The organism is Pseudomonas cichorii, from assembly GCF_018343775.1.
Classification (GTDB): Bacteria; Pseudomonadota; Gammaproteobacteria; order Pseudomonadales; family Pseudomonadaceae; genus Aquipseudomonas; species Aquipseudomonas cichorii.
In genome coordinates this window covers 5,766,871-5,793,185 of sequence record NZ_CP074349.1, presented here as the reverse complement: position 1 = coordinate 5,793,185, position 26,315 = coordinate 5,766,871, and the positions used below count along the sequence as shown (strand labels likewise).

Here is a 26,315-nt window from a genome sequence, read left to right as displayed (position 1 = left end):
CTCAGTTTTTCTTTCTGATGAGCTTGTTCAGGTAGTACCTGGGGTTTATGAGGTCTTTGGGCCTTGGCTTGTAGTGGGTCTTGTTTCTTTGGTTGGGGTCGACTGGCCCCTTTGATGCGGTGTAGTAGTAAAGCGCAACCGAGCGGCGAGTGATGTGCTCAGGCGTCGTCAGCGGTTCCGGGTGGCCGTGGTTACTGTCGGCGTCGGTGTTGAAGATCACGCAGCGGTTGTAGATGGGCAGGACTTTTTTCAGGCATGTGCGCATGTCCACATCCCAGAGTTCCAGGTTGCCGCCGTATTCCTCTTTCCAGTCCGGGTTGAGGTAAATGATGGCGTTGATGCGGCGGTCGATATTGAGTTTCTTGTTCAGCCGGAAGTCCGAGTGCACGCCCAGGAAGCCGCCCTTTTTGGTTTCATGCAGGCCGCCGCCGGAGAAGTACGGGTCAGGTATCAGGCCTTCGATGCCGGTGAGCTTTTCAAGAAAGTGCAGCATGGGGGCCGAGTTGAAGGCGCTGAAGATCTTCTTCAGGTGAGGGTCGCATTCATTGGGGCTGATCTGTCTTTTGTGCTGCCCTTTGTAGCCGCGCTCGTAGAGCATTTCGTTGTCGGTCGGCTCGGCGGGGAAGTGTTCGCAGATGCTGGCGATCAGGTCCGGCGGTAAAAAGTCGTCGATTACGATATGCGCGAACGGTGCGGCCTGGGTGTAGCTATCGGTCAGCGACTGACCCAGCTCGCCAGCGGCTGCCAGGTCGAAATCAAGCTCTGGAGCCAGGGTAATGGGCAGTGTGTGGTGAGTCGCAGTCATTGCCGCTCCAATAGTCGGAAATTCATCAGGTGTTCATTGTCGGCGCATCTTGCCTGCGAGCGTTGTTCTTGTTGATGCGCTGCAGGATCTCGTTGTACATCTTGACCCGGCGATGCGTCGTGTCATAACCACCGGCTGCCGAAACAGTACCCGCCTGGATGTGGTCCAGGTAGCTGAATATCTTGCGTGGTGACAGAAACTCGATGTCATAGCCAAGCTCGACCATGGTGTCCTGCAGGGTATAACCCGGCACCCGATCATCCATCTGGAAGTGCAGCTCGTGCTGCTTCATCAGCTTGGTGTTCCACAGGGTGCAGAAGCTTTTCAGGTGCGTTTCGCGGTAGGCCTTCGGCTGTTTGGAGCGCAGGCCCAGGGCGAGTTTCAGTCGACGGAAATGGTGTTTGAACAGTCGGGAGCTGAAGCGCCAGACGGTTCTGGCGGTGCCGCGGTTTAGTTGCTCTACGCAGCCGACGGCTGCAACTTTCGGGTTCTTGATGCACTTTTTCAGCATCATGGAAAACACATTCTTGTCGAAGATGAATGTGTCGGTGTGCAGCAGGAACAGGTAATCGGTTTCGGCCCGCTCCAGGATCATGTCGAGGGCCTTGCCGTGGGCGATATGGCCGCACTCCGGTCCAGGGCTCTTGCGCTCGATCAGGTTGATCCAGTCCAGGGTACGCAGGTATTCGGTGCTGTCATCGGCGGAATCGTTGTCCACCACCCAGACCTGGTGCGGGGTATTGCCCAGATGCTGTTGCAATAGATCCAGACAAATCTTGGTAATTTCGAGGGTCTTGTAATTGACTATGGCAATGCTGAAGGTAGGTGTTTTATCAGATACAGAATCAGAATTGCTCATCGTCATGTACTCATTATTCGCTTGGACGCAGGCGCAAAAAGCGGTCTCGCATTTAATTGTTTCTTTATGTTTCCTGTAGGGCGCCCACGCAGACAGATCATAGCTATCTAGAATCAATAGCCATGTAACGAGGGTAATATCCTTAGGCAACTAGCAGGAAAAGTAGCGGGGGTTATCCTATAATCCTCCGCCCGATACGTAAACCCTAATGGTTGCTGGCACCCCATCCTTCGCGCACGGCATTTCGGATTCCCTCCAGCAGCATTGCAAACGCCGGATTGTCGTTGTTTTCGGTCCAGATCAGGTGCAGTTCGCTCTGCACGCCTTCCCCCAGATCGATCTCTCTGAACACCACGTTCTTGAAGACCACGCTGGTTGCGCAACGCGGGACCAGAGCCAGCCCCATGCCTGCATTGACCAGCGCCAGAATGGTCAGCGACGAACCCAGCCATTGCACATACTCCGGGGCAACCCGGGCCGAGCGGAGCATGCCGGTCAGCAGCTCGTTGAATGGCGGGTAGGCCGAGTGGGAGTACATCAGGAACGGTTGCGCATCGAGGTCCTGGACCGACACAGTTTCGCTGCTTGCCAGACGATGGCTGCTGGGTACAGCCAGCACGAAGGGCTCGCGCACCAGGCATTCAGTGGCGTAACCGGGCTCCAGCAGCGGGGTGCGCACGATGCCCAGGTCGATGCGGCGCCCGCGAAGAGCTTCGTGCTGCTGGTAGGTGTTCATTTCCGAGAGGTTGATCCTGACATGTGGCTGCTTGAGCCGTGCTTCAGCGATGACCTTGGGCAGAAACTCATACACCGCACTGCCGACGAAGCTGATATTGACCGAGCCGATATCACCCTCGGCGAAGCGTCTGGCCGTGACGGCGGCCTGCTGGGCACGCTCCAGCAGGTTCTGGGCTTCGACAAAGAAGGCACGGCCCGCTGCGGTCAGGGCCACGTTGCGAGTGTTGCGGGTAAACAGATCGACACCCAGATGATGCTCCAGCAACTGGATCTGACGGCTGAGTGGCGGTTGCGTCATGTTCAGCCGTTCTGCGGCGCGACGGAAGTTGAGTTCGGTCGCGACGGTGGTGAAGCAGCGTAGTTGGCTAAGCTCGAACATTGATCTAATCCGGGTATCAATCGAATGCCAAGTTAGATTAGACGGTAACAATCCCCGCGTCCATGATCGACTCGTCCCTACAAAAACAAAGAACGGGAGTCGCATCTTGAAGAACCTCCAGAGCCCCTCCGACCCTGCCGTGCTTGCCCGGGCAGCGGCCAAAGTGAAGCGCCATGTGCTGCCGCTGTTTGTGGTGATGTTCATCGTCAACTACATCGACCGCGTGAACATCGGCTTCGTGCGCAGCCACCTGGAAACCGATCTGGGCATTGGTGCCGCAGCCTACGGGTTGGGTGCCGGGTTGTTTTTCGTCGGCTACGCGCTGTTCGAGGTCCCGTCCAATATGTTGCTGCAGCGCTACGGCGCCCGCGTCTGGCTGACGCGCATCATGTTCACATGGGGCGCCGCAGCCATGGCCATGGCGTTCGTGCGCGGGGAAACCAGTTTCTATGTGTTGCGCTTCATCCTTGGCGCGGCCGAAGCCGGCTTTTTCCCCGGCATCATTTACTACTTCACCCAATGGCTGCCGTCTTCCGAACGCGGCAAGACCATGGCGGTTTTCCTCAGCGGTTCAGCCATCGCTTCGGTGATCTCCGGGCCGGTTTCCGGTGCGCTATTGCATATCTCGGGGCTCGGCCTGCATGGCTGGCAGTGGATGTTTCTGATCGAAGGCTTTGCCTCCGTGCTGCTCTGCGGGTTCGTCTGGTTCTGGTTGCAGTCCCATCCGAGCGAAGCGAAATGGCTGAGTGAGGAAGAAAAAAGTGTACTGATTGCGGCCATTGCCCAGGAGCAGCGTGATCGTGAGGCTGTGCAGGTCGCCAGGCCTTCGATGTTCAAGCTGCTGGCCGACCGGCAGATCGCGCTGTTCTGCTTCATCTACTTCTCCATCGCCCTGACCATCTACGGCGCGACCTTCTGGTTGCCCAGCATGATCAAGAAAATGGGCAATCTGGGCGATTTTCAGGTTGGCCTGTTCAACTCGGTGCCCTGGATCATTTCCATCGTGGCGATGTATGGCTTTGCCGCCATGGCCAGCAAGTGGAAATTCCAGCAGGCCTGGGTTGCGCTGACGCTGGTTATCGCTTCGTTCGGCATGTTCATGTCGACAACCGGCGGGCCTGTTTTTGCCTTCGTGGCCATCTGTTTTGCCGCCATCGGCTTCAAGGCTGCATCGGCGCTGTTCTGGCCGATCCCGCAAAGCTATCTGGACGCCCGCATCGCTGCGGCGGTGATCGCGCTGATCAACTCCATCGGCAACCTGGGCGGCTTCGTCGCGCCTACGACCTTCGGGATTCTGGAGCAGACCACAGGCTCCATCGAAGGCGGCCTGTATGGGCTGGCGGCAACCTCGCTGCTGGCCGCCGTGGTGATCTTCTTTGCCCGTACAACGCCCGCCAACCGACAGGGCAAGTCTGCCGAAGCGGCGGTGCCTGGTCGCGCTGCAACACATTGATATCTGATCGGGAGCATTACCTTGAAAATCAAAAGAGTGACCGTGACCCCCATCGCCTTTCGCGATCCGCCGCTGCTCAATGCCAGTGGCATTCACGAACCCTTCGCGCTGCGCTCGATCATCGAGATCGAGAGCGACAACGGCTATATAGGTTTGGGCGAGAGCTACGGTGACGCTCCGGCGCTGGCGATTCAGGAGCGTGTGAAAGACCAGTTGATCGGCCTTGATCCGTTCAACCTCAACCAGTTGCGGGCTATCGTGCAAGCTACTGTGGCAACCAACAAGACCGACAGCCTGGCTGGTGCGGAACTGGCGCCCGGCTCTCATGCCAGCAAGGCAGTCAGCAACGCTTACTCGGCTTTTGAAGTCGCGTTTCTGGACCTTCAGGCCCATTACCTGAACGTGCCGCTGGTGGATCTTCTGGGCGGCGCGATTCGTGATGAGGTGCCGTTCAGCGCCTATCTGTTCTTCAAGTACGCGCAGCATATCGACTCGCCTTACAAGCCGGACAATTGGGGCGAAGCCCTGAACGAAGAGCAGATCGTGGCTCAGGCCCGACGCATGATCGAGGCTTATGGCTTCAAGAGCATCAAGCTCAAGGCCGGTGCGTTGCAGCCTGAGCATGAAGTCGCCTGTATCAAGGCCCTGAAGAGGGCATTCCCCGGTTACCCGCTGCGTATTGACCCCAATGCCAACTGGTCGCTGGAAACTTCCATCCGCATGGCTGAATTGCTGGGTGATGACCTGCAATATTACGAAGACCCGACGCCGACGCTCGAAGGCATGTCCGAATTGCACAAGCGCACTGGCTTACCGCTGGCCACCAACATGGTCGTGACCGATTTCGATGAGTTCCGCCGTAGCGTTGCGCTGAACAGCGTGCAGATCGTTCTTGCCGATCATCATTACTGGGGCGGACTACGCGATACCCAGGCCCTGTCGAAAATGTGCCAGACCTTTGGTCTTGGCGTGTCCATGCATTCCAACTCGCACTTGGGCATCAGCCTGATGGCCATGGCCCATGTCGCTGCTTCGGTCCCCAATCTGGATTACGCCTGCGACACCCATTACCCCTGGCAGGAGCCGGATGAAGAAGTGATAAAAGGCGGCAAGTTACCCATCGTCGACGGCTGCGTAAAAATCACCCGCGCTCCAGGCCTTGGGCTGGAGCTGGATTACGACCAGTTGGGCAAACTACACGACCAATACCTGAGCTGCGGCATCCGTCAGCGCGATGATGTGAAACAGATGCAGCGTTACAAGCCGGACTGGAAGACCGTCAAGCCGAGGTTTTGAAGCCTTCGCGAATGAATTCGCTCTCACACACCGTAAGTGAATTCGTTCGCGAACCAGCGCCACATTCAAAAAACACCCCTGAAAAGAAGCACATAGCTGGCCCTTTGATTTCTGTTTCGTTGGCAAACTCGCCTTCCTTTCAGAAGCTTGGGTGCTGGCGCTATGCGGAGTTTTGCATTGACCGTTGCGGTGTTTGTCCTGGCCGGCGTTTCGGTCGGGGTTCAGGCCAAGGAGTTGACCAAGAGCACTCGCTCGATATGCACATGGGGTTCGGGCATTGCGGCGGGGGCTCAGGAGTCGAAGCTTGCCGGGATTTCTCTCTATGGCGCGCGCAACAAACTGCAGGCTCGCAAGTTCCCTCAACCCTGGATGCGCATGACCGCCATGGGCATCACGGAACAGACCTATAAAAGTTCGTCTCGTCTCAAACCCGCCGCCATCAAGCAAACCTACTATGAACAATGCGTCAAACATGAACTGGCACGCAGATAAATTCTCGCAGCCCATTCCTTAATGGCGGCTGTGCGCAGGGCACCTTCGGGTGCGCCGGTTCTTGGCTCACCGGTCGACTAACCTGCGTACAGTGGCTTCCCACACTGTCTTCAAAAACACCTTGTCCCAGAGCCTTTATGCACAACCCGTTCAGAATGAAAACGATTTTTCCGCCGATCCGTGCGGATGTTCGCGTTTTGCCGCGAAGTGCCGTTTTTCGCGGCTTCTGACCGGGGTGTCAGGAAAAAACAAGGCGCTTCAGTAACTGGCGCACTAAGGTTTTAAAACATCTGTCTGAATTTTCATCAACAGAGTTATCCACAGGGTGTTCCGTTGATTGGGGTCATTGTTTTTGTGCCAGTACCAGCAGGTTGCGAGGGGTGAGCTGGCTGTCGCAGAAGGTGCCGACGCTGACGTTGTAGCCATGTTCCTGCACATACATGGCTCGATCCAGCACCAGCCATAACTCCAGAGGTCGACGGAACAGGTTGCGCACCAGTTCCAGGTTTCGAACTTCAGCCAGTCTTTGCCAGCCAGCGGCCTCCAGTTCGGCCCAGTTCTGCTTGCCGGGTGCTGGTAGGTTTTTCATCTCTGCCAGCTCGCGGCAGTAGTCGCTGTAGGGTTTATCCAGCCAGCTCACGGGCAGCGAGGGAGTGGGCAAATATTCATCGACGCCCCGCAACTGGCGTTGCAGCAGGTCAAACCCAAGGCGGCGAGCCATTGAGGTGTCGCGTTGACGGCGGACCCGAGCGCCCGCGGTGACGGTTTCGCTCAGTGGCAGGCCCAGTTCGTCCCGAGACAGCTTCAAAGCGGAGCTGCGGCCTTCGCTGGAGAGCGCCTGATACTCGTCGAACCGTGTGCGGTTGTAACAGCACGGGGCAATGGCCATTTGTATGCAGCCTGTCTGGCTGGCGACCTGCATCAATTGCACATGCAGATCGCCGCAGGCGTGCAGGGCGACGGGCGTGTGTTCGGGCTTGAGGTGGCGCCAGGTGTCATCGGCCATGACATCCTGCTGTAGATGCTCGGCATCGATGTGTTGCCGGGCGCTGAGTTTGCGACCGGCTTCGATCAGGGCCGGGTCCCGTTCAAGGCAGGTCAGTTTCTGTCCACTGTGTGTCAGGCGACGGCCCAGATGTCCTTTGCCCGAACACCAGTCGAGCCAGTGCGTCTTGCTTTGTCGGGCTTGCAGGTGGCTGGCAAAGGCCTCGATCTGTTGCCATTTACGGCCCGGTACATCGACGCTCTGGCGTGGTTCCACAGGTTCGAGCGGATAGGCAGGCAGCTCGCCGAGATGCCCCAGCTCATAGGCTTCATCCGCCAGTTGCGCAAAGGGGTAGGGCGCGTCGAGGCGTTCGGGGTGGTTGTGTGCGGCTTCGGCCTCATCCAGCGTGCGCAGTCGCAGCCACTGGGCCAGTGTCGGATAACGTTGCTCCCACGGCATGTGCAGGTGCGTGAAAGGCTTGGGTCGCCACAGCGCCTGATGCGCGAACAGAAAACTGTCCAGCGCCCGAAAGCGGCTGCGAATGTGTTCATCCTGCAAGCAAGTGTCAGAAGGCATGATGGTGACCGGGTGTGAGGGCTGACTCTGTAAAAGCCAGCCCCCTTCATATCAGCGCCCTTGGCTGGCGTCTACGCGCAATATCCGTTCCAGCAATCTGAACCCCTGGACCAGCACATAGGCCATGATCAGATAGAACATGCCCGCCGCGAAGAAAATCTCCACCGGCAGGTAAGTACGGGCAATGATGGTTCGTGCCATGCCGGTCAGTTCCAGCAGAGTGACGGTGCTCGCCAGGGCACTGGCCTTGAGCATCAGAATCACTTCGTTGCTGTAGGCGGGCAGGCCGATGCGGGCTGCGCGAGGCAGGATGATGTAGAACAGCGCTTTCCACTTGGACATGCCCAGCGCCCGTGCAGCCTCTACCTCTCCTACCGGAACGGCCTGGATGGCGCCGCGCAGAATCTCGGCAATGTAGGCAGCGGTATGCAGGGTCATGGTGATGACGGCACACCAGAACGGGTCGCGCAGGTACGGCCACAGTGGCCCTTTGCGCACGGCCTCGAATTGCGCCAGCCCGTAATAGACCAGAAACAGTTGCACCAGCAACGGTGTGCCGCGAAAGAAGAAGATGTAGGCATAAGGCAGCGCACGCACGTACAGATGTTTCGACGAGCGGGCGATACCCAGCGGGATGGCGATGATCAGACCGGCGGTAACCGCAATCGCCACCAGTTCCAGGGTCAGGGTTGCGCCCTGCGCCAGTTTCGGCAGCCACTTGATGATGACTTCCCAGTTCATGACGCGCTCCTCACGAAGCCGCGAGCGGCACGTTTTTCCAGAAAGTGCATGCCGATCATGGCCAGAATGGTCAGGGCCAGGTACATGAAGGCGGCGACCAGATAGAACACGAAAGCGTCCTTGGTGACGCTGACGGCAATCTGCGAGTGCCGCATGATTTCTTCCAGGCCGATCACTGAAACCAGTGCGGTGTCTTTCATCAGAATCATGAACAGGTTGCCCAGGCCCGGCAGCGCGATGCGCCACATCTGCGGCAGGATGAGTTTGAAGAGGATGCGCGAACGCGACATGCCCAGCGCCAGGCCGGCTTCGCGGTGGCCTTTGGGAATGGCCAGGATAGCGCCGCGAAAGACTTCGGTCGCATAGGCGCCAAAGCACAGGCCCAGGGCAATGACACCCGCAGCAAAGGCGTTGAGCTCAAGGTCTGGAATGCCGAGCATTTCGCCCAGGGCGCGCATGCCGTTGACGGTGCCGAAGTAAATCAGCAACACCCAGAGCAATTCAGGAATACCGCGCACCAGCGTCGAGTAAGTACCGCCCAGCCATTGCAGCGGCTTGTAAGGCGAGGTTTTGGCCAGGGCGCCGAGCAGCCCCAGTATCAGCCCCAGACACAGGGCCGAGAGGGCAAGCTGAACAGTCATCAGCGCACCAGCCGCAAGGGCCGGGCCGAATCCTTGGAGGTCAATATTCATGGGCAGGCTTTGCTAGGGACGGGCCGTCACGCCTTCAGGAAAGACGCAACGGCCACGTCAGGCAGATCAGAGAATGCTGAACGGGAAGTACTTGTCGTTGATCTTCTTGTAGGTGCCGTCAGCGATGATTTCTTTCAGAGCGTCATTGAGTCTTTCGCGCAGCGGGTCGCCCTTGCGCACTGCAATGCCGATCTTGTCGTTCTGCTCGACGGGATCACCTTTGAACTCGAAGTTCTTGCCAGCGTCGCTTTTCAGCCACTCGTAGCTGACGTATTTGTCGGCCAGCATGGCGTCGACACGACCGGAAGCCAGGTCGAGGTAGGCGTTTTCCTGAGTGTCGTAGAGCTTGATGGTCACGCTGTCGCCCAGCTTGTCTTCAAGCCAGGTGCCGGACAGTGTGGCGCGCTGGGCGCCGATGATCTTGCCGCTGAGCGACGCCTTGGCGGCTTCGACGGTTTCGGTGTTGATCTGCGAATCTTTCGGCGCGATGAACTGCAGCTTGTTGGAATAATACGGATTGGTGAAATCCACAGCCTGCTTGCGCTCGTCTGTAATCGACAATGACGAGATCAGGAAGTCGAACTTTCTGGAGTTGAGTGCCGGAATGATGCCGTCCCAGTCGGAAGTGACGACCGAGCACTCGACTTTCATCTTGGCGCACAGGGCCTGGCCGATTTCGTAGTCGAAACCGACGACCTGCCCGCTGGCGTCCTTGTTGTTGAACGGCGGGTAAGCGGCTTCGATGCCCATTTTCAGGGTTTCAGCAAAAGCACTGCTGCTGAGTGCCACAGTGGCAGCGGCTGCCAGCAGGAACTTCTTGTACATCTGCATGGGGGGTTGCTCCGTTAGAGATTGCTCGACATGAATTGTTTACACCTTACCGACAGCGGGTTCTCGAATACTTGCTGTGGTGTGCCCTGTTCTTCGACCTGTCCCTGATGCAAAAAGACGACTTCACTGGAAACTTGTCGCGCAAAACTCATTTCGTGGGTCACCAGCAGCATAGTCCGGCCTTCTTCGGCCAGTGCGCGGATGACGTTGAGCACTTCCTGGACCATTTCCGGGTCCAGCGCGGAGGTCGGCTCATCGAACAGAATCACTTTAGGCTGCATGGCCAGCGTGCGTGCGATGGCGGCGCGTTGCTGCTGGCCACCGGAAAGCTGTGCAGGGTAGGCGTGGCGTTTGTCAGCGATGCCAACTTTGGCCAGCAGCGCTTCAGCGACTTCGATGGCTTCGGCCTTGCTCTGGCCCAGCACCCGGCGCGGAGCTTCGATGATGTTGTCGAGCACGCTCATGTGCGGCCACAGATTGAAGTTCTGGAACACAAAACCGATCTCGCTGCGCATGCGATTGATCTGTCTGTTATCGGCGGCGACCAGCTCGCCATTCTTGGCGGCCTTGAGCTTCAGTTCTTCACCCGCCATCAGGATCTGACCCTGATGAGGGTTCTCCAGCAGGTTGATGCAGCGAAGCAGCGTGGACTTGCCTGAACCGGATGAACCCAGGATCGAGATCACATCACCGTCACGAGCGGTCAGCGAGATGCCTTTGAGCACGTCCAGCTTTCCGTAGCGCTTGTGCAGATTGCGGATTTCCAGGGCGGGCGTGGCCTCGGCCATGTGGGGACCTCATATATTTTGTGCGCCCTTCGACCGGGGCGAGCGCCAAGCTAGCACAGGGTTTGAAGGACAACCAACAGCGTCAGGTCTGGCGGGCAGGGTTATGCGATAGGTGTCGCATCATCGCAGCAGACTGTCGCCGCAAGGCAAGCGATGCGTCTGTTTGATGCCTGTTTGCCAGCCGGAATGCGCGAAAAAGGCGCGATGTTGCCAGCTTTGGCCGGGTGTTGGAAGGGGCTTTTGCGCTGCCTTGCACCATATGCGAGCTTAACCGATTCAGGGTGTGTGTTTTCGGTGCATTAATGTGTGTAAGTCGTGAGGTGTTCGGTAACAAAACCTGCAGGCCACAGAAAGAATTCTTTCTTTCACTTCCGTGCTTGCGGGGCTGTAAGCCTTGTGTTCCAAGTGCGACGTCGTTTTTGAAATATTTTGGCGCACTTTTTGCGTAAATAATAAAGAACGGCACCGTTGCTTTCTTTTTACGAGGGGTTTCGGTGTGTATCGCTCGTCTTGCAAAAGGTGGTTTTCATGAGCAGTACCGCTAACTCTTCCGAGCTTGAACAGGGGCTGAAACCTCGGCACATCACGATGCTGTCGATTGCCGGTGTGATCGGTGCAGGCTTGTTCGTAGGTTCAGGTCATGCGATTGCGGCAGCCGGCCCAGCCGTGCTGCTTTCGTATGCCGCAGCCGGTACGCTGGTTGTACTGGTGATGCGCATGCTGGCCGAAATGGCTGTGGCCTCGCCTGATACCGGTTCGTTTTCCACATATGCCGACCGAGCCATCGGGCACTGGGCCGGTTTCACCATCGGCTGGTTGTACTGGTGGTTCTGGGTGCTGGTGATCCCGCTGGAAGCCAACGCCGCTGCGACCATTCTGCATGCCTGGTTTCCCGACGTGGCCATCTGGGTGTTCACGCTGGTGATTACGCTGCTGCTGACGGCCACCAACCTGTTCAGCGTCAAGAACTACGGCGAGTTCGAATTCTGGTTCGCGCTGATCAAGGTCGTTGCGATCATTGCGTTCGTGGTGCTGGGTGTCGTGGCGATCTTCGGGTTGCTGCCGACCAGCAATGTCAGCGGCGTCAGCCACTTGTTCGATACCCAGGGCTTCATGCCTAACGGTCTGGGCGCGGTCCTGGCGGCAATGCTGACCACCATGTTTTCCTTCATGGGGACCGAGATCGTGACCATCGCGGCTGCCGAATCGAAGAACCCGGGCAAGCAGATCACCAAGGCCACCAACTCGGTGATCTGGCGGATCTTCCTGTTCTATCTGGTTTCGATCTTTATCGTCGTGTCGCTGGTGCCATGGAACGACAGTCGTCTGGCTGAAGTGGGCTCCTATCAGACGGTGCTGGATGTGATGGGGATTCCCAACGCCAAACTGATCGTGGATCTGGTGGTGCTGGTCGCAGTGACCAGTTGCCTGAATTCCGCGCTCTACACCGCTTCGCGCATGCTCTTTTCCCTGGGCAAGCGTGGCGATGCACCTGCAGTTTCCACACGCATCAGCAAGAGCGGCACGCCTCACTGGGCGGTGATGATGTCGACCGCCGCAGCTTTCCTGACCGTGTTTGCCAACTACGTCGCTCCGGCCGCCGTGTTTGAATTCCTGCTCGCCAGCTCCGGCGCAATCGCCTTGCTGGTGTATCTGGTGATCGCCGTTTCCCAGTTGCGCATGCGTCAGAAACGTATCGCCAAAGGTGAGGCCATCGACTTCAAGATGTGGCTGTTCCCGTGGCTGACCTGGGCTGCGATTTTCTTCATCGTTGCCGTACTGACGGTGATGCTGTTCCAGGAAGACCATCGTGTAGAAATCATCGCTACCGGTGTGCTCAGCCTGAGCGTTATCGCTGCCGGTCTGCTGGTTTCCCGCCGCCGCAAGGCTTCACGGGTTGGAGCTGCGGCTTTGAGTTGAGCCGCTGATCGCGAATGAATTCGCTCCTGCACGGCCGCGCAGGAGCGAATTCATCCGCGAGACATCACAACTTGAACTGGCGCAGGGTCGTATTCAGCTCTGTAGCCAGTGTCGCCAGGACATGGCTTGCGCTGCTGGTTTGATCCGCTCTTACGGCTGATTGTGTGGAAAGGTCGCGGATGCGTACCAGGTTGCGGTCCACTTCGCGTGCGACTTGGGCCTGCTCTTCGGAGGCGCTGGCGATTACGGTGTTGCGATCGTCGATCACTCCTACCGAATGGGCAATGATCTCCAGTGCCGCGTTGGCGGATTCAGCCTGGCCTTTGGTGCGTTGGGCCTGTTCGGTACTGATTTCCAGCGCCGACACCGTATTTTTGGTGCCTTGCTGGATATGGCCGATCATGGATTCAATTTCCTGAGTCGACTCATTGGTCCGATGCGCGAGTGCCCGAACCTCGTCGGCGACCACCGCAAAACCACGGCCGGCATCGCCGGCGCGAGCCGCTTCGATTGCGGCGTTGAGGGCCAGCAGGTTGGTCTGTTCGGATACCGAGCGAATCACTTCCAGAACCTTGCTGATTTCCAGTGTGCGACTTGCCAGTTGCTGCGCCTGTTCCGATGCGCTGCTGACATTGCGGGTCAGTTCAGTGATGGAGTTGACGGTCTGCTTGAGCTCTTCCTGTCCTTGCAGTGCCGAGCGTGACGATGACTTCGATTCTTCCGATGTCGACACTGCGCTGCGCGCAACCTCGTCAACCGCCTGACTCATTTCGGTCACGGCAGTGGCTGCCATTTCGATTTCACTGTTCTGGGTGACCAGATCGGCGTTGCTGCTGGCCATCAGACTGTTCATCTGGCTGGTGGCGGACGATAGCTGCTGTGCTGCATCGTCGACCTGATTCAGGGTGGCTTGCAGGTTTTTGCGCATGCGCTCCATTGATTGCAGCAGCAAGGCGACTTCGTCTACGCCGCGACTGTCCACATCGAGCGGACGCAGATCTCCCGACGCAAAAACTTCCGAGGCTTTGAGGGCCTGATTGATGGGGTTGGCAAGGCTTTGAGTCAGGCGCCATGCCAGAGCGAGTGTTGCCAGTACTGCCAGCACCATGACTGCAACAGAAATGGTCTTGGCTTTTTCGTACGCCGCTGTCGCACTTGCGCTGGATTCGGCTTCGGCTTCGTCGTTTACTTTTTCCAGCCTGGAGAGCGCAGCAGCCATGCCTTCTGCACTTTTTGGCATTTCCACCCTGATGACCTGACGAGCCGCATCTTGCTGGTTGTCCCTGATCAGTTTGTACGCCCGCTCTGCACCATCGGCATAGGCCTTGTAGGTGGTCTCGATACTGGTGATCAGCGTTTGCTCGGTATCCGTGTTGATCAGCGGTTTGTAGGCTTTGACCGCGTTGTAGAACTTCTCCTCTTCCTTCAGCAACTCGGTATACGCCTGTTCTATCTCGGCAGGGCTTCTTGAGATCATTCTGAGGATGGCGATGCGGGTGTTGGCGAATGCGAGGGTGATGTCATCGCCCAATGCAATGCCAGGCATTGAGTCATTTTCGATTTCCAGGCCTTCCGAGCGAATATTGCCCATTTGCTGGATGTTGAAAATGCCGAGCCCTATCACCATGGCAACCATGAACGTGAAGCAGGTCAGGGTGCGTTTGGCTATCTTCATGTTTCTCAAATACATACCCGCTCCGAGTTCATCCGATGTGCTGTGCTGAGGGGGCGCCTTGAGCAGGCGCGTACGCAGCTATATCGGATTTTCGGGTAGAAGCTGAAGTCTGCTTTAGATGAAACCTGCGGTTTAGAGCACTCTTGTCGTTATTGAGGTGGACATGACGTTTTTGTGTACGTCAACGCTGTCCTTTTGAATCCCGCTTGACCAGCAACTCGGATGCCTTGTTGTAATCGGCCTGGAATGCCGGGCTACCGATCCATTCGACAGCAGTGTCTTCGTCTTCATCGTGGAACAGGGCGCGGTAGGTGATGAGCAGTCCCATCATGAAGTCGGTGGCTTGCTCTTCGTCTTCTTCGCTGATGACCAATGCCAGAACCGGGTATTGCAGGAAGACCACGCACAGCGCCAGCTGGCTGATGGCTTCGGCGGCCTTCATGGCTTCAAACAGGTCTTCGTAATCGGCCGGATCGAAACCGTTTTCGACGATGTCCTGGAAATCAAAGGTGCTCAGGTCGAGCTGCACATCATCGAACGGTTGATTCACAAGAGCGGAAGCGAATACAGGATGAACGACATTTTGTGCCGGCTTGCCCGAGCGGTTCTGCTTGGCTTTGATCTTCGCGCGCTTGGCACGTTTTTGCTGTTTGTCTGGCGAAGCCATGAACGGGTCCTTTGGCAGGCGATAAGGGCAATGGCGATCATTGAAACCCAGACGGCCTCAATAACCAAGAGGTGTGGCGGCTTGCCGGGCAATGAAAACCCGCACGAGGCGGGTTTCAAGGTGCAGTCGGGGCGCTGAGCGCAGCTTATGCTTTATTGGCTTCGTCGAATCGCGTGGCAAACATGCTGACCGCCTCTACGGCCTCGCTCGCGCCATCACGAATCTGGATGATGACCTGACCCGCCTGATCGGCCAGCGTCACACCCCGAATCGCACCTTCCTGAGTGGTGCTCATGCTGGCGACCGCTTCGCGGGTTTCACTCAGGATCTTGCCGATCATGTCCGCGATTTCCGTCGTTGAGCCACTGGTGCGCCCCGCCAGCTGGCGCACCTCATCCGCGACCACCGCAAAACCCCGACCCTGATCGCCTGCGCGAGCGGCTTCGATTGCCGCGTTGAGGGCCAGCAGGTTGGTCTGGTCCGCGATGCCGCGAATGGTGTTGACGATGGCGGTGATCTGCTCGGAGCGAGATCCCAGTTGCCCCACCAGTTTTGCAGAAGCGCCAATGCTGTCCGCGATCTGGCGCATCTCTCTGGCGGTTTCCTGAATGACCAGCGTGCCTTGCTCGGCTACTTTTTCGGTTTCAGTCGAGATGTGGTAAGCCCGCGAAGCACCGAGCGAGTCGGCCTGCTGTTTTTCCACATGCTCGGTGATATCGCTGGCGAACTTCACGATCTTGAAGAGCTTGCCTTCTGCGTCGTAGACCGGGTTGTAAGTTGCCTCCAGCCAGACCACCCTGCCGTGCTTGCCGATGCGCTTGAACTGCCCGCTGAAGAACTCACCCTGGTTCAGCCTGCGCCAGAAGTCCCCGTACTCCGAGCTGTTGATCAGGCTTGGCTCGCAAAAGCCGCGGTGGTGCTTGCCTTTGATTTCATTCAGGCCATAACCCATGACATGCAGGAAGTTCTCGTTGGCAGCCAGCACATTGCCGTTGAGGTCGAACTCGCACACGGCCATGGCTCTGTCGACAGCGGCAAGCTTGCCGCGAGACTCGCTTTCCTGCATGACCTTGCGGGTGACGTCCAGTGCGTACTTCACCACTTTGAAGGGCTTGCCTTGTGTGTCGAGCACCGGGTTGTAACTGGCTTCGAGCCAGACGTTATGCCCGTTCTTGTCCACGCGCTGGAATGTGCCCGAGACGAAGCGGCCGGCGCGCAGCGAAGCCCATAGTTCGCTGTACTGGCTGCTGCGTCAGAGTGCGGGTGAGCAGAACTCGCGGTGGTTCTTGCCGGCCAGCTCTTCGGCTCGATATCCCATGGCGGTCAGGAAGTTATCGTTGGCCCGGATGAGCTTTCCATCCAGATCGAACTCTGCCACGTCCATCGAACGCTCAAGCGCGCCCATCAATCCTTTGAGTCCATCAACTTCGGCCTTCATGGCTGCCAGTTCAGCTTTGATTTTTGTCCCGAACATAACCTGCCCCAGTGCTGTTTGACCTACTGACTCTCACGACGATATCGACCTGAAGGCGAGGGGCATTAACCTGGCAGAGGAGGATTCCGATCAGTGGGTAGAGTGCTTTTTGACGTCAAAAAAAGCGGCCTTTTTTTGGGTGTTTCAGCGGCAGTGATTACTCTTTCCGGATACTTTCAACACGGACAGGATTGCGCTCATTGAGTGCGTCTGAATGCCGGATTTTCAGGGTTGTAGCCATTGTCGGCCAGTGCTGCTTTCAGCTTTGTTTCCAGCGAGCCACCTTTACGTTTCAAGGCATCCAGAATGATTGCCGCTCGTGAGTCGCCATGGCTTGAGGATTGTCCCTTGACCGTTTCTGCGTAAGAAAGCCCCTGATCTATCGTGTGCATGCTTGGCGGTGTGTGGCTGATGAAGGCTTCTGCTGGGAGCCCGCTCATGATTTTCAGCTTCTGCCCCAGTTCCTGAGCCTTCTGATAATCGCCTTTCACATAGAGGATGGCTGAGTCGGTTCTGCTTCCGTAGCTTTGCGGGCCATCAACTTTTCCACTGTGAATCGAGTCTTCCTTTTGGACCATTGCAGCCATGGTCTTTATGAGTTGTTCGGCATACTGGGGGTGGACGCCAATGGTCAGGCGGCCCATATTTTCCGATTTTTCACGCACGGGGTCTGGGGATATTCTGTAGAACTCTTTGCGTATGTTGGGGTGGTGCTTCATGTAAATATCGAGACGCCGATGTTCAGGACTGGCGGCGTCCATGCTCTGGGGCCAAACATTGATGCCCGCATGCGCGTCGATCCTGCTCAGCCTCCGCAGATAGGCATCCTGCTCTGTTCGAGCCATGGGTGTGACTTTGGGGCGATTATCCTTGAACACGTCATAGATTTTCTCTTTTGTGGGTTCTTTAATTTTTTTCGCCTTCTTTGCCCACTCATAAAGGCTGGCAAAAGTTTCCTTGCCTTGAGGCGTACCGTTCTCTGGTCTTACGGCATTCGTCGCTGAACTGCTCTGGCCCTGTTCAACCCGTGCCTGCTGAGCATCGAAACGCTTACCCAGCATTCTCTCCAGGCGAGGTGTCGCGGGCGCAGATGAGGATGCGGATGCTGCTTTTTCGTTCAGCGCCTGTGTGATCTGCGAGCGCGGGCTCTGGCCGCCCAGCAGGTGAGCCGTGCCGTTGAAGAACTTGTCGAAAACAGCCTGCTTGTCATGCCTTGATACGGAGATTTTTCCGTCCGCCGCTGCTCGAATGTCGTAATGCTTGCCGTTGACTTCGATTCGGCCCTGAGACTTGAGTGCGTGGATATCGACGTCCGAGCTTTTCAGGGCTTCGACACTCGAAAAGCGTGTTTGGATGTTGGTCACAGGTGTGCTCCGTATCGAGCAGATGATTGTTGGCGCGAGCGATAGGGCGTTGACGAGATATTCATGGGCGCATATCGCGCCAGACCTTGATCCACTCAACCAGTGCCGCGATTTCACGCATCAGAGCGGGTACGCTGACTTTCTCTCGCGGGATACTTTGATAGCCGAAATACAGGCCGCTGCGCTCATCCCAGCCCAGTCCTGGGCCCGCAGTTAGCATCGGGTTGAGAGCGCCACTCAGCAGGCGTTGCAGTGGTGGTTCTTTTGGCAGTTCAAGCAAGCCGATCACCAACAACCGTTCATGGATGTCGTTGCAGGCCAGTTTCAGTGCAAAGGTTTCATCGATGATCAGGTTGCAAATCCCTTGGGCGTCAAACGCCAAGGGGCGCATTTCAAGGTGTTTTTGAAAGATCGATGAGTAACGTCTTGTAGAACAGGCTACTCATGGCCAGGTCCGTAAGCGACAGGATTTAGAGGTGAGTGGCTACTGAGCGAATCCGGTTCCATCAATATGAAATTAATTTTCGGATGCGGCTCTTATTGCGTGAGCCAGTCGAGAATCAAGGTCACCAGAAGGCAGATCAGGAGTGCCAGAAGAAGATTTCTGGTTATCCGCAGCAAGTACCACAGGCATCGGCGCCATAGTGGCCAGTTTCTATCTTTCTTGAGTGATCCGAACTCTATCACGTCGCCGATGACTTCAAGTATTGCGGTGATGGCGTCCAGGCTCATTGCGAATTGCTCCGTGCCTAATCCTCATCCGTATGCAGTCAGGAGCGGGCCCGTACGAGCCTGCCCAGTGACACTTCATTCGTTACGCCCTGCAGCTTTTCTTCCCCGGCCTGCATCACGGTGCATATGCGAAGCACCGCCTGAGCATCCGGCTCATTCCCGGAAGTACTCAGCCGTTCCGCGATGCGCATCAGCTCGACTGCCGACCACTTAAGGTCAGAGGCCACTCCTTGCAAGTCGCGACGCAAGTCCTGGTTGGGTTTGTTCAAGGCCATGTTTGTCTCCGAGAGGGCGCGAGGCCCGCAGTCAATGACAATGCCGGGTGCCGGCCTTCTTGTCGTTGTGACAGCCTTGCTTGTCAGTCCGGCCGCCGTGAGCGATTGCAGAAAAGGAGGTGGCGGCAAGAATGGCCGCGAGGAGGAGGGTAGTGAACTTCATGACAGATCCTTCTGTTGATAAATCCCTGTGGCTCCCCGACGTTCCAGAACGCTCGGGCAAGCAACGGAGCCTCTTGGCGAGATTGCGAGGTGGCTCTTTGATGCTGCTCGAATATAGCAAAGGCTTATTCGTGGGGGCAGGAAATTATTGAGGGGGGACGGTGCTGAGAGCTCAGAGTGGGTGAAGGTGGCGGTTTCGGTTGGCGTGCTCAAGCACAAGGCCCGGCTTGTCCGATAGCCTACAGCTCCAACTGATCGGCTCTGATTCCAAACGCGGCTGCAATTTTCTCGCGTGTAGCCTTGCGTGGTTTGGCGACGGCTTCCTGCTGGGCGTAGGCTGGTTGGCTGATATTCATGCGCTTGGCGACTTCTTCTTGAGTCAGGTTCAGGTGCTCACGCCAGGCGCGGATAGCGGAGGCACCATCGACAATGCGACGGACCACTTCATGGGGGATTAGATCAGCTATACCCATTTTCACGTCGATGATCATGCGGCAATCGCTTCTACCCAGTTTTCTCCATCAAGAGTGAAGGTGGCGGTTTCGGTTGGTATGTTTGAGCGCAGGGCTTGATAAGGGCCATATTGAATATGGCAGTAGGCTGAGTACAAACCGCGCATGGCAATGTCTGCCGGGCCGGGAACCCCTTCGGGACCGCGTTTTTCCCAATTGGCTATGGTCTGGATATCTACTCGTAAAATCTCTGCCAATTCCGCTTGCACCAGATCCTGTTCCTTGCGCAGGAAGCGGAACTGATGGCCTGTCATTGGCGAGTCTTGCTGAACAATATCAGCAGCAATTGCCCTGTGCAGCCCTTCGATATTCTCTATCGATACGCCTTTTCCATGGGCCGTTTCCACGATTCGGTATCCATTTTTCAGGAAGATGCCATTCAGGCCGCTACCTGTGTATTCGTACATTTTCATATCTCCCAGACCGTGATGGTGAAAAGCTGGCTTGGCTCTGGCTCAGGTTTGATGGCGACTACGACGCATACAACATCCCGTGGAGGAGGTTCGCTCATCCTGAACTCGATATTCATGTGGGCGTGACTGTAAGTCGGTCCCCGCACTATGACCCCGCGTCTGAGGCAGCGTATGACCTCTATGGTGGAAATGCCTCTCTCTACCATGCGTTCAAGGCAATGGTTGGTAAATACCACTCTGGAAGATTCCTGTGCCAAGGCATGCACCAGGTCCTCCAGTTGTTGCTTAGCCCATAGAGGCTCGGTTTTCATGGCGACCTATAATATTTATAGGTTGTGCTTGGCTAGAGCGCAACCCCTTTGAGTCAATTGAAACTCCAATCACACGATTGGAAAGCTTTTTCTCGAAGGGCGTGACTATAGGTCTGTAGGTGTGCAAGGAAACTGGCTTGATTGCCTTGCTGGCGAATAAAGACAGCTCTGAGCCAAGAAGGGGATTTGGGGGCGCTACGAAAGGGCGGTGTCCTACGCTTTTCATTCCGGCGCGTCTGTCAGGCATGATTTCGGGCAATGAAAAGTTCCGGACAACAAAAAACCCGCACTAGGCGGGTTTCTGTTTTCAGATGGCTTTGACACCACCTGTCTCACATTCCATAGAGGACGCCTAAAGGTACAGGCAAGGCAAGTCGTCATTACTCATCAACAGGCTTGGTATCAATAATGGCAACGTTCGTGGAAATCTGGAGTAACTTTTGAACATCTGATGCCGAGTAACCCTTTGCGTGGAAAGACTCACCAGCCTCCGTATAGATGATGACTTCTCGGCTTTTTCTTGCCTCAATCCATGCAATTATTACCTTCGCGATTGCATTCCAAGGCATCGCTTCAGATAAAGCTGAAATTGCTTCGACAAGCCCTGAGTTTTGAGGAGCGCTTGAGAACATACGGATGGGGCCATGAGGAATATCCGCCTCATCAAGAGCGGCTAAAAATGATTCCGTACTGTGTTTGAAGAGCGTTAAGTGAACCAATGCACATTTCTCAGTACTCATTCTATCCCCATTGACTGATTTGACATGACTGTCGAGTGATTGCAGTGACTGCAGGCTTGGATAGTACCCGATGTGATGCAAAACCCTGGAAACTAGCGTCTGGCACTATGGCTTCGATAGCAGGCGGACGGTCTGATTAGCGCCTTGGAGGTTGCGAACCTTGGCGCGAACTTGCTGTTGTACGCATCAGAATGCATTCCCGCCGTGCGTATTTGACTTTGTACTGTTATGGTTTTCACCCATGCGGAGCGACTGACACCGATGGGTGATGTCTCCCTGAACCCTTCGCTATGTTATCAATACCCTTGGCATACGCTTCGATCTGGCATGATTTCTCCCGCATAATGCTTCTGGGCACACACCGCGACATCTACTCCGTGTGGAAGAGGCAGATGCACGACTTCCCCATAGGCCACCTCGATTCTCTTCGAGATCGTCTGGTTGGCATGCAATGTTTGCACATCAGGTGGTATCTCTTGCTTGAATGTGTGGCCATTTACGTTGAGCGAGTAACTCCGCCCCACCTGATAGTTCAGGTTGATTGCCAGTGTCGCTCCGGTTGCATTCGACGAAATGATTTGGGCGCTCCCGTTAACCACCCCGATACCCAAGGAGCAGGCAGTATTGGATTCGTTACAGGAGCGCAAATCCATAGGGGGATAGCTGAGTTCCGTTACCCCTTCCGAAGACTCTAGGACATCCAAACGCCCCCCTACACCGTGGGAGTGCTTACCGAATAGATCAGGGCCATAGGCGGATACCGTGACGACAGCCGTGTCTCTCGGGACTGCTTTTCCTCCTGTACAACCAGCAATTACCACGTAGGCAAACACAGCGAAAAATCGAAAGCCCATATGCATGAAGCACGCTCCTTTTAATATATTGAGTGCGCCAACATTCATTTTCGGCGCTATGAACAGCATATAGGGGGAGCGGGCAGATTGCATTTCAACTCAATGCAGCTTGTGCGTAAAGTAATCGATGCTTGCCTAGACCGCATGTCGCTGTTTCGCTAAAGCCTGACCTTGAAACGGCTGGTGTTGGTCATTCAAGGGGCGTTTGCAAGGCAACAGTTGGGAATTGTAGAAAGCAAAGAAACGCACTAGGCGGGTTTCTGTTTTTCAGATGACTTTGACACCGCCTGAATCTAATTAATGGTGCCAGAGACGGAATCGAACCGCCGACTTGTTGCATCAATGGCCAAGCCCTGTAAATACAGGTCTGTTAGCGTGCTTTGAAGGTAGCTTGTGTACCTGGTCCGTGTACCTACCTCAACTGACTGCCGCTTTAGCATTTTTGGTCCGTTTGAACGGGGTCGCCGGAGCCGTTATGTTGAAAGCAGGCAGGAGCAGAGCGGAGTATTCCAAGTGCCCGCCAGTTTGTGATCGATACTCAACTGGAGTATTTGAGTATTACATTTTCTACAAGATCAATGATAAAGTCATTTACCTTTACTTCCGAAATGGAAACGCCTGAAGGATGTGCATAAGTATTTCTCGTGCCTAATTTGTTATCTAGGATTTTGCGAACGTCATTTGAAATAATGCCTGCGGAGCGAGCGAGCTCTATGAATTTCCCCTCGGGAATTTCACTGAAGTCATCATGCTTTTCAATTGATGTGATTTTTATTCTTTTATCTGTGTTTTTGGATAGCGCAGTGTTGAATTCAGTTAGGCTGTTTTTGGTGATATGATCATAAAGGTGGTGAATAACCAGAATCCAAACCAATACTACGGCCGCCCTCCTTGCGCCTATTTCATAGCACTCAATGGCCTCTTGTAGAAATAGTTGCTGGCTTTTGCTAGTCATTCTTTCAAGTAATGATCGTAGCAGAAAACTGGTTTCAAGCTTTGCAGGCCCGCTATGGAGGTCGTGTTGAAGTTCGACTTGTCGACTTCGCTCAAGTTGGTAGCCCTCCTTGAGTTTAATGAATTTCGATTTTTTGCCCTTTGATTTTTTTGAGTTTCTACTGAGGTATGCTGATATATTCGAATATTTTTGTAGTCTGGATGATGTGAAGCAGGCGTCTACCTCAGAAGGTTTGACAGTTTCCTGTCCAGTTATTACGGTTAAAAAATATACAAAGTAATCAATCATGTCCGCAGGAGAGCACGACTCATGCTGCGGAACTAACAGTAGAAAAGAGTCGAGGCTTTCCTTCATGCCAGGCTATCCCCAGATTTCGGAAGGTCATGTTCAATATGATTTATGCCTAGAATAGAAACACTAATATCGTCTTCTATGGATGCGATTGATAGCCAGCCTTTTGCGCTAGTATCATACAGGCTTTGTTTTAAGTTCCCAGGGATCTTGATTCCTGCGATGTGCCGATAGCAGCTGAATATGTGACTAGCGCTGACTCCGCCAATTGACATGATTTTAGTTAAGTAGTATGTGAAGACTAAGTTTCTTTCCATATTTGTTTTTGTTGAGTATTTGGAGTAGAACTCTCGCAGGCCTTGGTAGCTTTCGTTGCCCGCCAGATTTAAGTCTTTTAGAAGTGTTGGCTCAGTCGAGTTGCTTTTTTTAGCCTTGGCCTTCGGCTTTTGAGTTTCAGTTTTTGTTGGTGCCTTGAGTGCTGCTACATCGGCGGCGACTGCAGATACTGCGGTTGTTGAGGTTTCGGAAGTCAGCAATTCCATTCTGTTCGCAGCTATGGGCTGCTGATGGAAGCTTATTAGTTCTTTGAAGTCGGAGTATAATTTCTCAATAAAAGCTTCTGAACCTTCGGCTTCTAGAAGTCCGTCCTTCAAATTTACGCGGATTTTGGCGGTCATTTAAAACTCCATTGATAAAACCGGTCAAAGTTGACAGCGCCGCTACCGATATGGAGTGCGGTATGGAGCTGTCATCGGCGGTCCCTTGGTTCGCGTGCTTGGAAACCAATACGGTAGGCAGATTGCCATTGCTTTGAAAGTCAGCGCAAGTAGATCGTCAAGAACCTGCTGAGTATCACCCCTGCTGCCTAGCAGCTCTTTGCTTTTATAATCGAAAGGAGAAGGCTGCTCGCCTCTCTGAGCAGCACGAGCGGAAGGGTGAGGAGTACGGCAAGCTAATGGCAGCATCAATCGATGAGGAAGTTGCTCGGGATCTTGTAGCTGAAATGCGACTTGAGGAGTCCTTAGACAAAAATGCGCCGATTTGCCAAGCTACGCAGGCTGCGAAAATGTACTCCACTTGCTGAGCACGTCTGCCGTAGCGCTCCAGTCTCCCTCGTCTCTTGGCGATGTCCGACAGCTTGAGTAAGTGCTTTTTGAATGCGCCAGTGAGCGAGTCTAAGGCAGGTGAATCCTTGGCAGGTGCCGGGATGTTCTCTGCTTTTAAGGCGCGAAGCATGTGAGGCTGGATCACGGCTCGCCAGTCAGTCTTGTAGCCCTCCTCCAGCGCTTCACGGATGCTCAATCATTCCTGATGTTGCTTAAGGCTGAGCGGTGTCTCCAGCTCTACAGCGTCACCGGGTACTAGTACCTTTCGGAATTTGCCGGACTGTTCCAGCTCGTCAAGTTCACGGTGAAACCATAGAGCAGCCAACTGCTGCACATCCTTCGCGCTGAGTATCTCAGCACCAGAGAGTTGAGCACGTGCTAGGGCAAACGCTTCCTCGGATTTAATCCACTCAGCCGCATGCTTCCCTTCGCCTCGTTGGCGTCTCGGGTTTGCAATGAACGTTTGTATTCTCGTCCCAAGGCGGGGCGTAGGTCTTCAGGTACACGACGATGGAGGTAGAAGATACCATTTGATAATGCTTGAAGCGTTGAGCCATGAGCGCACGAAACCGGGGGCTGTTGATCCGATTATGATACGGCTGTGAGATGCCATGTGTACCGCCTTTGTGTACCAGTTAGGCAGGCTTGGTATATCTGGCGCAAACAAAAAACCCCTGAAGCCTTGAAGCTTCAGGGGTTTAGATGTTTTGGTGCCCAGAGACGGAATCGAACCGCCGACACGGGGATTTTCAATCCCCTGCTCTACCGACTGAGCTATCTGGGCAACGGGGCGCATTAGACGTGTTTTTCAGGAGGTCGTCAAGCGTCATGTTGAAAAAAATTTGAATTATTACCGACGCTTACGACCTTCATTGCTGGAAACGCTTTATTTCTCGGGGGGAACGTAGCCTTCGGCCTTGGCGTATTCCTCGCCGGAAAGGAACTTGTCCATCTCGGTCTGGAGGAATTTCCGGTCTTCGGCGTTCATCATGTTCAGGCGACGTTCGTTGATGAGCAGGGTCTGGTGTTTCTGCCAGTCTGCCCAGGCTTTCTGCGAGACGTTGTTGAAAATGTCTTCGCCCTTGGCACCCGGATACGGAGCGCGTTCCAGGCCAGGCAGTTCTTCTTTGTATTTGCGGCACATTACGGTGCGGGTCATGACGACTCTCCTGCATTCAATACGTCGGCCGCGCGTTTGAGCAGCTTTTTCACCGGGGCGGCGAGGCCCAGGCGCGGCGGGGTGGCGAGGTTATACCAGAGCCAGTCGGCTTCGGCCACGTGATGGGCTGACTCCTGGACCTGAACCAGCCAGGGTTCGATGCTCAGCTGGAAATGGCTGAAGGTGTGGACCAGTCCCGGCAGTTCGTGATGCTGGCCCAGCTCCAGTGAGTGTTGCAGCGCCAGGTCTTTGAGGTCGTTGAAGTCATCCAGCTCCGGCAGGCTCCACAGACCGCCCCACAGACCGCTGGAAGGGCGACGATAAAGCAGGATCGCGCCGTCGCGGTTGGCGAGCATCGGCATGAGGGTGCGCTTCTGCGGGACGGTCTTGCGGGGCTTTGGAATCGGGTAGCGGGTTTCCAGGCCCAGCAGGTGCGCTTCGCAGCCACGCTCCAGCGGGCACAGCAGGCAACTGGGTTTGCTGCGGGTGCAGAGCGTGGCGCCCAGATCCATCATCGCCTGGGTGTAGTTGTTCACACGGCTGTGGGGCGTGAAGCGCTCGGCGGTGGCCCAAAGCTGCCTGGCGACCTTGGGCTCGCCCGGGTAGCCTTCCTGCGCGGTGTAGCGGGCAAGGACGCGCTTGACGTTGCCGTCGAGAATTGGCGCTCGAATGCCCATGCTCAGGCTGGCAATGGCGCCCGCCGTCGACAGACCGATGCCGGGCAGCAGGGTGAGTTGTTCCACGTCACGAGGAAACTCACCGCCGTGATCGGCAACCACTATCTTTGCCGTCTTCTGCAGGTTGCGGGCGCGGGTGTAGTAACCCAGCCCGGTCCACAGATGCAGCACTTCGTCTTCCGGCGCTTCAGCCAGGGCCTGCACGGTGGGCAACGCCTCCATGAAGCGGTCGAAGTAGTTCAGTACCGTGCTGACCTGGGTCTGTTGCAGCATGATTTCCGACACCCACACCCGGTACGGGGTAATGCCTTGTTGCCATGGCAGATCGTGTCTGCCATGACGGTCGTACCAGTTCAGTACTGCTTGGGAGAATTGCTCGGGTTGCATTGCAGA

The 26,315-nt window shown here is 55.6% G+C and carries 27 protein-coding genes, 1 tRNA gene and 6 pseudogenes; 4 read left to right on the top strand and 30 right to left on the bottom strand.

Going from position 1 to position 26,315, the window contains the following annotated elements; translation table 11 throughout:
- Nucleotide 1: 1 nt before the first annotated feature.
- From KGD89_RS25065 to KGD89_RS25055, 3 genes are all read right to left on the bottom strand, one after another.
- Nucleotides 2-805 (bottom strand): 2OG-Fe(II) oxygenase, encoded by an 804-nt coding sequence (locus tag KGD89_RS25065; protein WP_025262476.1) that lies wholly within the window; start codon nucleotides 803-805, stop codon nucleotides 2-4.
- A gap of 25 nt (nucleotides 806-830) precedes the next feature.
- A complete protein-coding gene (locus tag KGD89_RS25060; protein ID WP_025262475.1) occupies nucleotides 831-1,664 on the bottom strand; it encodes a glycosyltransferase in 834 nt (277 codons plus the stop codon).
- Nucleotides 1,665-1,869: 205 nt separating this feature from the next.
- Entirely contained in the window at nucleotides 1,870-2,781 is a 912-nt protein-coding gene (locus tag KGD89_RS25055) for a LysR substrate-binding domain-containing protein (RefSeq protein WP_025262474.1), read from the bottom strand.
- Between the two features lie 106 nt (nucleotides 2,782-2,887).
- Between KGD89_RS25055 and KGD89_RS25050 the strand changes: the two genes are divergently transcribed.
- From KGD89_RS25050 to KGD89_RS25040, 3 genes are all read left to right on the top strand, one after another.
- Nucleotides 2,888-4,234 (top strand): MFS transporter, encoded by a 1,347-nt coding sequence (locus KGD89_RS25050; protein ID WP_025262473.1) that lies wholly within the window; start codon nucleotides 2,888-2,890, stop codon nucleotides 4,232-4,234.
- A 21-nt stretch (nucleotides 4,235-4,255) separates the two neighbouring features.
- Nucleotides 4,256-5,530: a glucarate dehydratase family protein gene (locus KGD89_RS25045; protein WP_025262472.1), complete on the top strand. Its 1,275-nt coding sequence runs from the start codon at nucleotides 4,256-4,258 to the stop codon at nucleotides 5,528-5,530.
- A gap of 162 nt (nucleotides 5,531-5,692) precedes the next feature.
- Complete coding sequence (locus KGD89_RS25040) at nucleotides 5,693-6,022, top strand: hypothetical protein (RefSeq protein ID WP_025262471.1); 330 nt, start codon at nucleotides 5,693-5,695, stop codon at nucleotides 6,020-6,022.
- Between the two features lie 343 nt (nucleotides 6,023-6,365).
- Here the strand turns inward: KGD89_RS25040 and KGD89_RS25035 are convergent, their stop codons facing one another.
- The 5 genes from KGD89_RS25035 to KGD89_RS25015 form a co-directional block, all read right to left on the bottom strand.
- Nucleotides 6,366-7,583 carry a methyltransferase gene (locus KGD89_RS25035; RefSeq protein WP_025262470.1) on the bottom strand — a complete coding sequence of 406 codons (1,218 nt, stop codon included), beginning with the start codon at nucleotides 7,581-7,583 and terminating at the stop codon, nucleotides 6,366-6,368.
- 51 nt (nucleotides 7,584-7,634) lie between these two features.
- The gene (locus KGD89_RS25030; protein ID WP_025262469.1) at nucleotides 7,635-8,324 is read right to left on the bottom strand and encodes an ABC transporter permease; all 690 of its coding nucleotides are present in this window, start codon (nucleotides 8,322-8,324) and stop codon (nucleotides 7,635-7,637) included.
- Complete coding sequence (locus KGD89_RS25025; protein WP_025262468.1) at nucleotides 8,321-9,016, bottom strand: ABC transporter permease; 696 nt, start codon at nucleotides 9,014-9,016, stop codon at nucleotides 8,321-8,323. The genes KGD89_RS25030 and KGD89_RS25025 overlap by 4 nt, the downstream gene beginning before the upstream one ends.
- 66 nt (nucleotides 9,017-9,082) lie before the next feature.
- Nucleotides 9,083-9,847 carry an ABC transporter substrate-binding protein gene (locus KGD89_RS25020; protein WP_025262467.1) on the bottom strand — a complete coding sequence of 255 codons (765 nt, stop codon included), beginning with the start codon at nucleotides 9,845-9,847 and terminating at the stop codon, nucleotides 9,083-9,085.
- Between the two features lie 14 nt (nucleotides 9,848-9,861).
- Nucleotides 9,862-10,635 (bottom strand): ABC transporter ATP-binding protein, encoded by a 774-nt coding sequence (locus KGD89_RS25015; RefSeq protein ID WP_025262466.1) that lies wholly within the window; start codon nucleotides 10,633-10,635, stop codon nucleotides 9,862-9,864.
- Nucleotides 10,636-11,163: 528 nt separating this feature from the next.
- Here KGD89_RS25015 and gabP point away from each other — a divergent pair.
- Nucleotides 11,164-12,555, top strand: coding sequence for a GABA permease (gene gabP, locus KGD89_RS25010; RefSeq protein ID WP_025262465.1), 1,392 nt, complete (start codon nucleotides 11,164-11,166; stop codon nucleotides 12,553-12,555).
- Nucleotides 12,556-12,619: 64 nt separating this feature from the next.
- Here the strand turns inward: gabP and KGD89_RS26540 are convergent.
- The 22 genes and pseudogenes from KGD89_RS26540 to mutY all read right to left on the bottom strand — a co-directional run.
- Nucleotides 12,620-13,216 (bottom strand): annotated as a pseudogene (locus KGD89_RS26540) (methyl-accepting chemotaxis protein); the annotation flags it as partial.
- Between the two features lie 306 nt (nucleotides 13,217-13,522).
- Nucleotides 13,523-14,182 (bottom strand): annotated as a pseudogene (locus tag KGD89_RS26535) (MCP four helix bundle domain-containing protein); the annotation flags it as partial.
- Nucleotides 14,183-14,411: 229 nt separating this feature from the next.
- Nucleotides 14,412-14,897, bottom strand: a complete 486-nt coding sequence (locus KGD89_RS25000; RefSeq protein ID WP_025262463.1) for a hypothetical protein — start codon at nucleotides 14,895-14,897, stop codon at nucleotides 14,412-14,414.
- Nucleotides 14,898-15,042: 145 nt separating this feature from the next.
- Nucleotides 15,043-15,492 (bottom strand): annotated as a pseudogene (locus tag KGD89_RS26530) (methyl-accepting chemotaxis protein); the annotation flags it as partial.
- A 150-nt stretch (nucleotides 15,493-15,642) separates the two neighbouring features.
- A pseudogene (locus KGD89_RS26525) lies at nucleotides 15,643-16,116 on the bottom strand (PAS domain-containing protein); the annotation flags it as partial.
- Nucleotides 16,117-16,149: 33 nt separating this feature from the next.
- Entirely contained in the window at nucleotides 16,150-16,371 is a 222-nt protein-coding gene (locus tag KGD89_RS26520; protein WP_236249460.1) for a PAS domain S-box protein, read from the bottom strand.
- Between the two features lie 197 nt (nucleotides 16,372-16,568).
- A complete protein-coding gene (locus KGD89_RS24990) occupies nucleotides 16,569-17,735 on the bottom strand; it encodes a T3SS effector HopA1 family protein (RefSeq protein ID WP_038400098.1) in 1,167 nt (388 codons plus the stop codon).
- Nucleotides 17,736-17,796: 61 nt separating this feature from the next.
- Nucleotides 17,797-18,181 (bottom strand): annotated as a pseudogene (locus KGD89_RS24985) (CesT family type III secretion system chaperone).
- A gap of 91 nt (nucleotides 18,182-18,272) precedes the next feature.
- A complete protein-coding gene (locus tag KGD89_RS24980; RefSeq protein WP_025262460.1) occupies nucleotides 18,273-18,467 on the bottom strand; it encodes a hypothetical protein in 195 nt (64 codons plus the stop codon).
- A gap of 38 nt (nucleotides 18,468-18,505) precedes the next feature.
- Complete coding sequence (locus tag KGD89_RS24975; protein WP_025262459.1) at nucleotides 18,506-18,742, bottom strand: hypothetical protein; 237 nt, start codon at nucleotides 18,740-18,742, stop codon at nucleotides 18,506-18,508.
- Nucleotides 18,743-18,773: 31 nt separating this feature from the next.
- Nucleotides 18,774-18,905, bottom strand: coding sequence for a YHYH domain-containing protein (locus KGD89_RS24970; protein WP_117148191.1), 132 nt, complete (start codon nucleotides 18,903-18,905; stop codon nucleotides 18,774-18,776).
- 238 nt (nucleotides 18,906-19,143) lie between these two features.
- Nucleotides 19,144-19,365: pseudogene (locus KGD89_RS24965) on the bottom strand (helix-turn-helix domain-containing protein); the annotation flags it as partial.
- A 26-nt stretch (nucleotides 19,366-19,391) separates the two neighbouring features.
- Entirely contained in the window at nucleotides 19,392-19,829 is a 438-nt protein-coding gene (locus KGD89_RS24960; protein ID WP_025262457.1) for a helix-turn-helix domain-containing protein, read from the bottom strand.
- Nucleotides 19,826-20,035, bottom strand: coding sequence for a DUF4258 domain-containing protein (locus tag KGD89_RS24955; RefSeq protein WP_236249463.1), 210 nt, complete (start codon nucleotides 20,033-20,035; stop codon nucleotides 19,826-19,828). The genes KGD89_RS24960 and KGD89_RS24955 overlap by 4 nt, the downstream gene beginning before the upstream one ends.
- A gap of 485 nt (nucleotides 20,036-20,520) precedes the next feature.
- Entirely contained in the window at nucleotides 20,521-20,880 is a 360-nt protein-coding gene (locus KGD89_RS24950; protein ID WP_025262455.1) for a hypothetical protein, read from the bottom strand.
- A gap of 296 nt (nucleotides 20,881-21,176) precedes the next feature.
- Complete coding sequence (locus KGD89_RS24945) at nucleotides 21,177-21,827, bottom strand: hypothetical protein (RefSeq protein ID WP_025262454.1); 651 nt, start codon at nucleotides 21,825-21,827, stop codon at nucleotides 21,177-21,179.
- Nucleotides 21,828-22,272: 445 nt separating this feature from the next.
- Entirely contained in the window at nucleotides 22,273-23,043 is a 771-nt protein-coding gene (locus tag KGD89_RS24940) for a hypothetical protein (protein WP_025262453.1), read from the bottom strand.
- Nucleotides 23,040-23,657, bottom strand: a complete 618-nt coding sequence (locus tag KGD89_RS24935; RefSeq protein ID WP_025262452.1) for a hypothetical protein — start codon at nucleotides 23,655-23,657, stop codon at nucleotides 23,040-23,042. The genes KGD89_RS24940 and KGD89_RS24935 overlap by 4 nt, the downstream gene beginning before the upstream one ends.
- A gap of 807 nt (nucleotides 23,658-24,464) precedes the next feature.
- Nucleotides 24,465-24,611: a DUF6538 domain-containing protein gene (locus KGD89_RS26515; protein WP_369596691.1), complete on the bottom strand. Its 147-nt coding sequence runs from the start codon at nucleotides 24,609-24,611 to the stop codon at nucleotides 24,465-24,467.
- A gap of 183 nt (nucleotides 24,612-24,794) precedes the next feature.
- Nucleotides 24,795-24,870: transfer RNA gene (locus KGD89_RS24930), tRNA-Phe, on the bottom strand.
- 102 nt (nucleotides 24,871-24,972) lie between these two features.
- Nucleotides 24,973-25,245, bottom strand: coding sequence for an oxidative damage protection protein (locus KGD89_RS24925; RefSeq protein ID WP_025262451.1), 273 nt, complete (start codon nucleotides 25,243-25,245; stop codon nucleotides 24,973-24,975).
- The gene (gene mutY / locus KGD89_RS24920) at nucleotides 25,242-26,309 is read right to left on the bottom strand and encodes an A/G-specific adenine glycosylase (protein WP_025262450.1); all 1,068 of its coding nucleotides are present in this window, start codon (nucleotides 26,307-26,309) and stop codon (nucleotides 25,242-25,244) included. The genes KGD89_RS24925 and mutY overlap by 4 nt, the downstream gene beginning before the upstream one ends.
- Between the last annotated feature and the right edge of the window lie 6 nt (nucleotides 26,310-26,315).

What these genes read in the sequence shown, in the direction of transcription:
- KGD89_RS25000 (WP_025262463.1), bottom strand. Translation starts at nt 14,897, where the DNA reads ATGGCTTCGCCAGACAAACAGCAAAAACGTGCCAAGCGCGCGAAGATC.
- KGD89_RS26520 (WP_236249460.1), bottom strand. Translation starts at nt 16,371, where the DNA reads ATGTTCGGGACAAAAATCAAAGCTGAACTGGCAGCCATGAAGGCCGAA.
- KGD89_RS24975 (WP_025262459.1), bottom strand. Translation starts at nt 18,742, where the DNA reads ATGGCCTTGAACAAACCCAACCAGGACTTGCGTCGCGACTTGCAAGGA.
- KGD89_RS25035 (WP_025262470.1), bottom strand. Translation starts at nt 7,583, where the DNA reads ATGCCTTCTGACACTTGCTTGCAGGATGAACACATTCGCAGCCGCTTT.
- KGD89_RS25025 (WP_025262468.1), bottom strand. Translation starts at nt 9,016, where the DNA reads ATGAATATTGACCTCCAAGGATTCGGCCCGGCCCTTGCGGCTGGTGCG.
- KGD89_RS24950 (WP_025262455.1), bottom strand. Translation starts at nt 20,880, where the DNA reads ATGAGTACTGAGAAATGTGCATTGGTTCACTTAACGCTCTTCAAACAC.
- KGD89_RS24935 (WP_025262452.1), bottom strand. Translation starts at nt 23,657, where the DNA reads ATGACCGCCAAAATCCGCGTAAATTTGAAGGACGGACTTCTAGAAGCC.
- KGD89_RS24970 (WP_117148191.1), bottom strand. Translation starts at nt 18,905, where the DNA reads ATGAAGTTCACTACCCTCCTCCTCGCGGCCATTCTTGCCGCCACCTCC.
- gabP (WP_025262465.1), top strand. Translation starts at nt 11,164, where the DNA reads ATGAGCAGTACCGCTAACTCTTCCGAGCTTGAACAGGGGCTGAAACCT.
- KGD89_RS25040 (WP_025262471.1), top strand. Translation starts at nt 5,693, where the DNA reads ATGCGGAGTTTTGCATTGACCGTTGCGGTGTTTGTCCTGGCCGGCGTT.
- KGD89_RS25015 (WP_025262466.1), bottom strand. Translation starts at nt 10,635, where the DNA reads ATGGCCGAGGCCACGCCCGCCCTGGAAATCCGCAATCTGCACAAGCGC.
- KGD89_RS24960 (WP_025262457.1), bottom strand. Translation starts at nt 19,829, where the DNA reads ATGAAAATGTACGAATACACAGGTAGCGGCCTGAATGGCATCTTCCTG.
- KGD89_RS24945 (WP_025262454.1), bottom strand. Translation starts at nt 21,827, where the DNA reads ATGCAATCTGCCCGCTCCCCCTATATGCTGTTCATAGCGCCGAAAATG.
- KGD89_RS25065 (WP_025262476.1), bottom strand. Translation starts at nt 805, where the DNA reads ATGACTGCGACTCACCACACACTGCCCATTACCCTGGCTCCAGAGCTT.
- KGD89_RS24940 (WP_025262453.1), bottom strand. Translation starts at nt 23,043, where the DNA reads ATGAAGGAAAGCCTCGACTCTTTTCTACTGTTAGTTCCGCAGCATGAG.
- KGD89_RS24955 (WP_236249463.1), bottom strand. Translation starts at nt 20,035, where the DNA reads ATGGTAGAGAGAGGCATTTCCACCATAGAGGTCATACGCTGCCTCAGA.
- KGD89_RS24980 (WP_025262460.1), bottom strand. Translation starts at nt 18,467, where the DNA reads ATGAGCCTGGACGCCATCACCGCAATACTTGAAGTCATCGGCGACGTG.
- KGD89_RS24925 (WP_025262451.1), bottom strand. Translation starts at nt 25,245, where the DNA reads ATGACCCGCACCGTAATGTGCCGCAAATACAAAGAAGAACTGCCTGGC.
- KGD89_RS25055 (WP_025262474.1), bottom strand. Translation starts at nt 2,781, where the DNA reads ATGTTCGAGCTTAGCCAACTACGCTGCTTCACCACCGTCGCGACCGAA.
- KGD89_RS25030 (WP_025262469.1), bottom strand. Translation starts at nt 8,324, where the DNA reads ATGAACTGGGAAGTCATCATCAAGTGGCTGCCGAAACTGGCGCAGGGC.
- KGD89_RS25060 (WP_025262475.1), bottom strand. Translation starts at nt 1,664, where the DNA reads ATGAGCAATTCTGATTCTGTATCTGATAAAACACCTACCTTCAGCATT.
- mutY (WP_025262450.1), bottom strand. Translation starts at nt 26,309, where the DNA reads ATGCAACCCGAGCAATTCTCCCAAGCAGTACTGAACTGGTACGACCGT.
- KGD89_RS25020 (WP_025262467.1), bottom strand. Translation starts at nt 9,847, where the DNA reads ATGCAGATGTACAAGAAGTTCCTGCTGGCAGCCGCTGCCACTGTGGCA.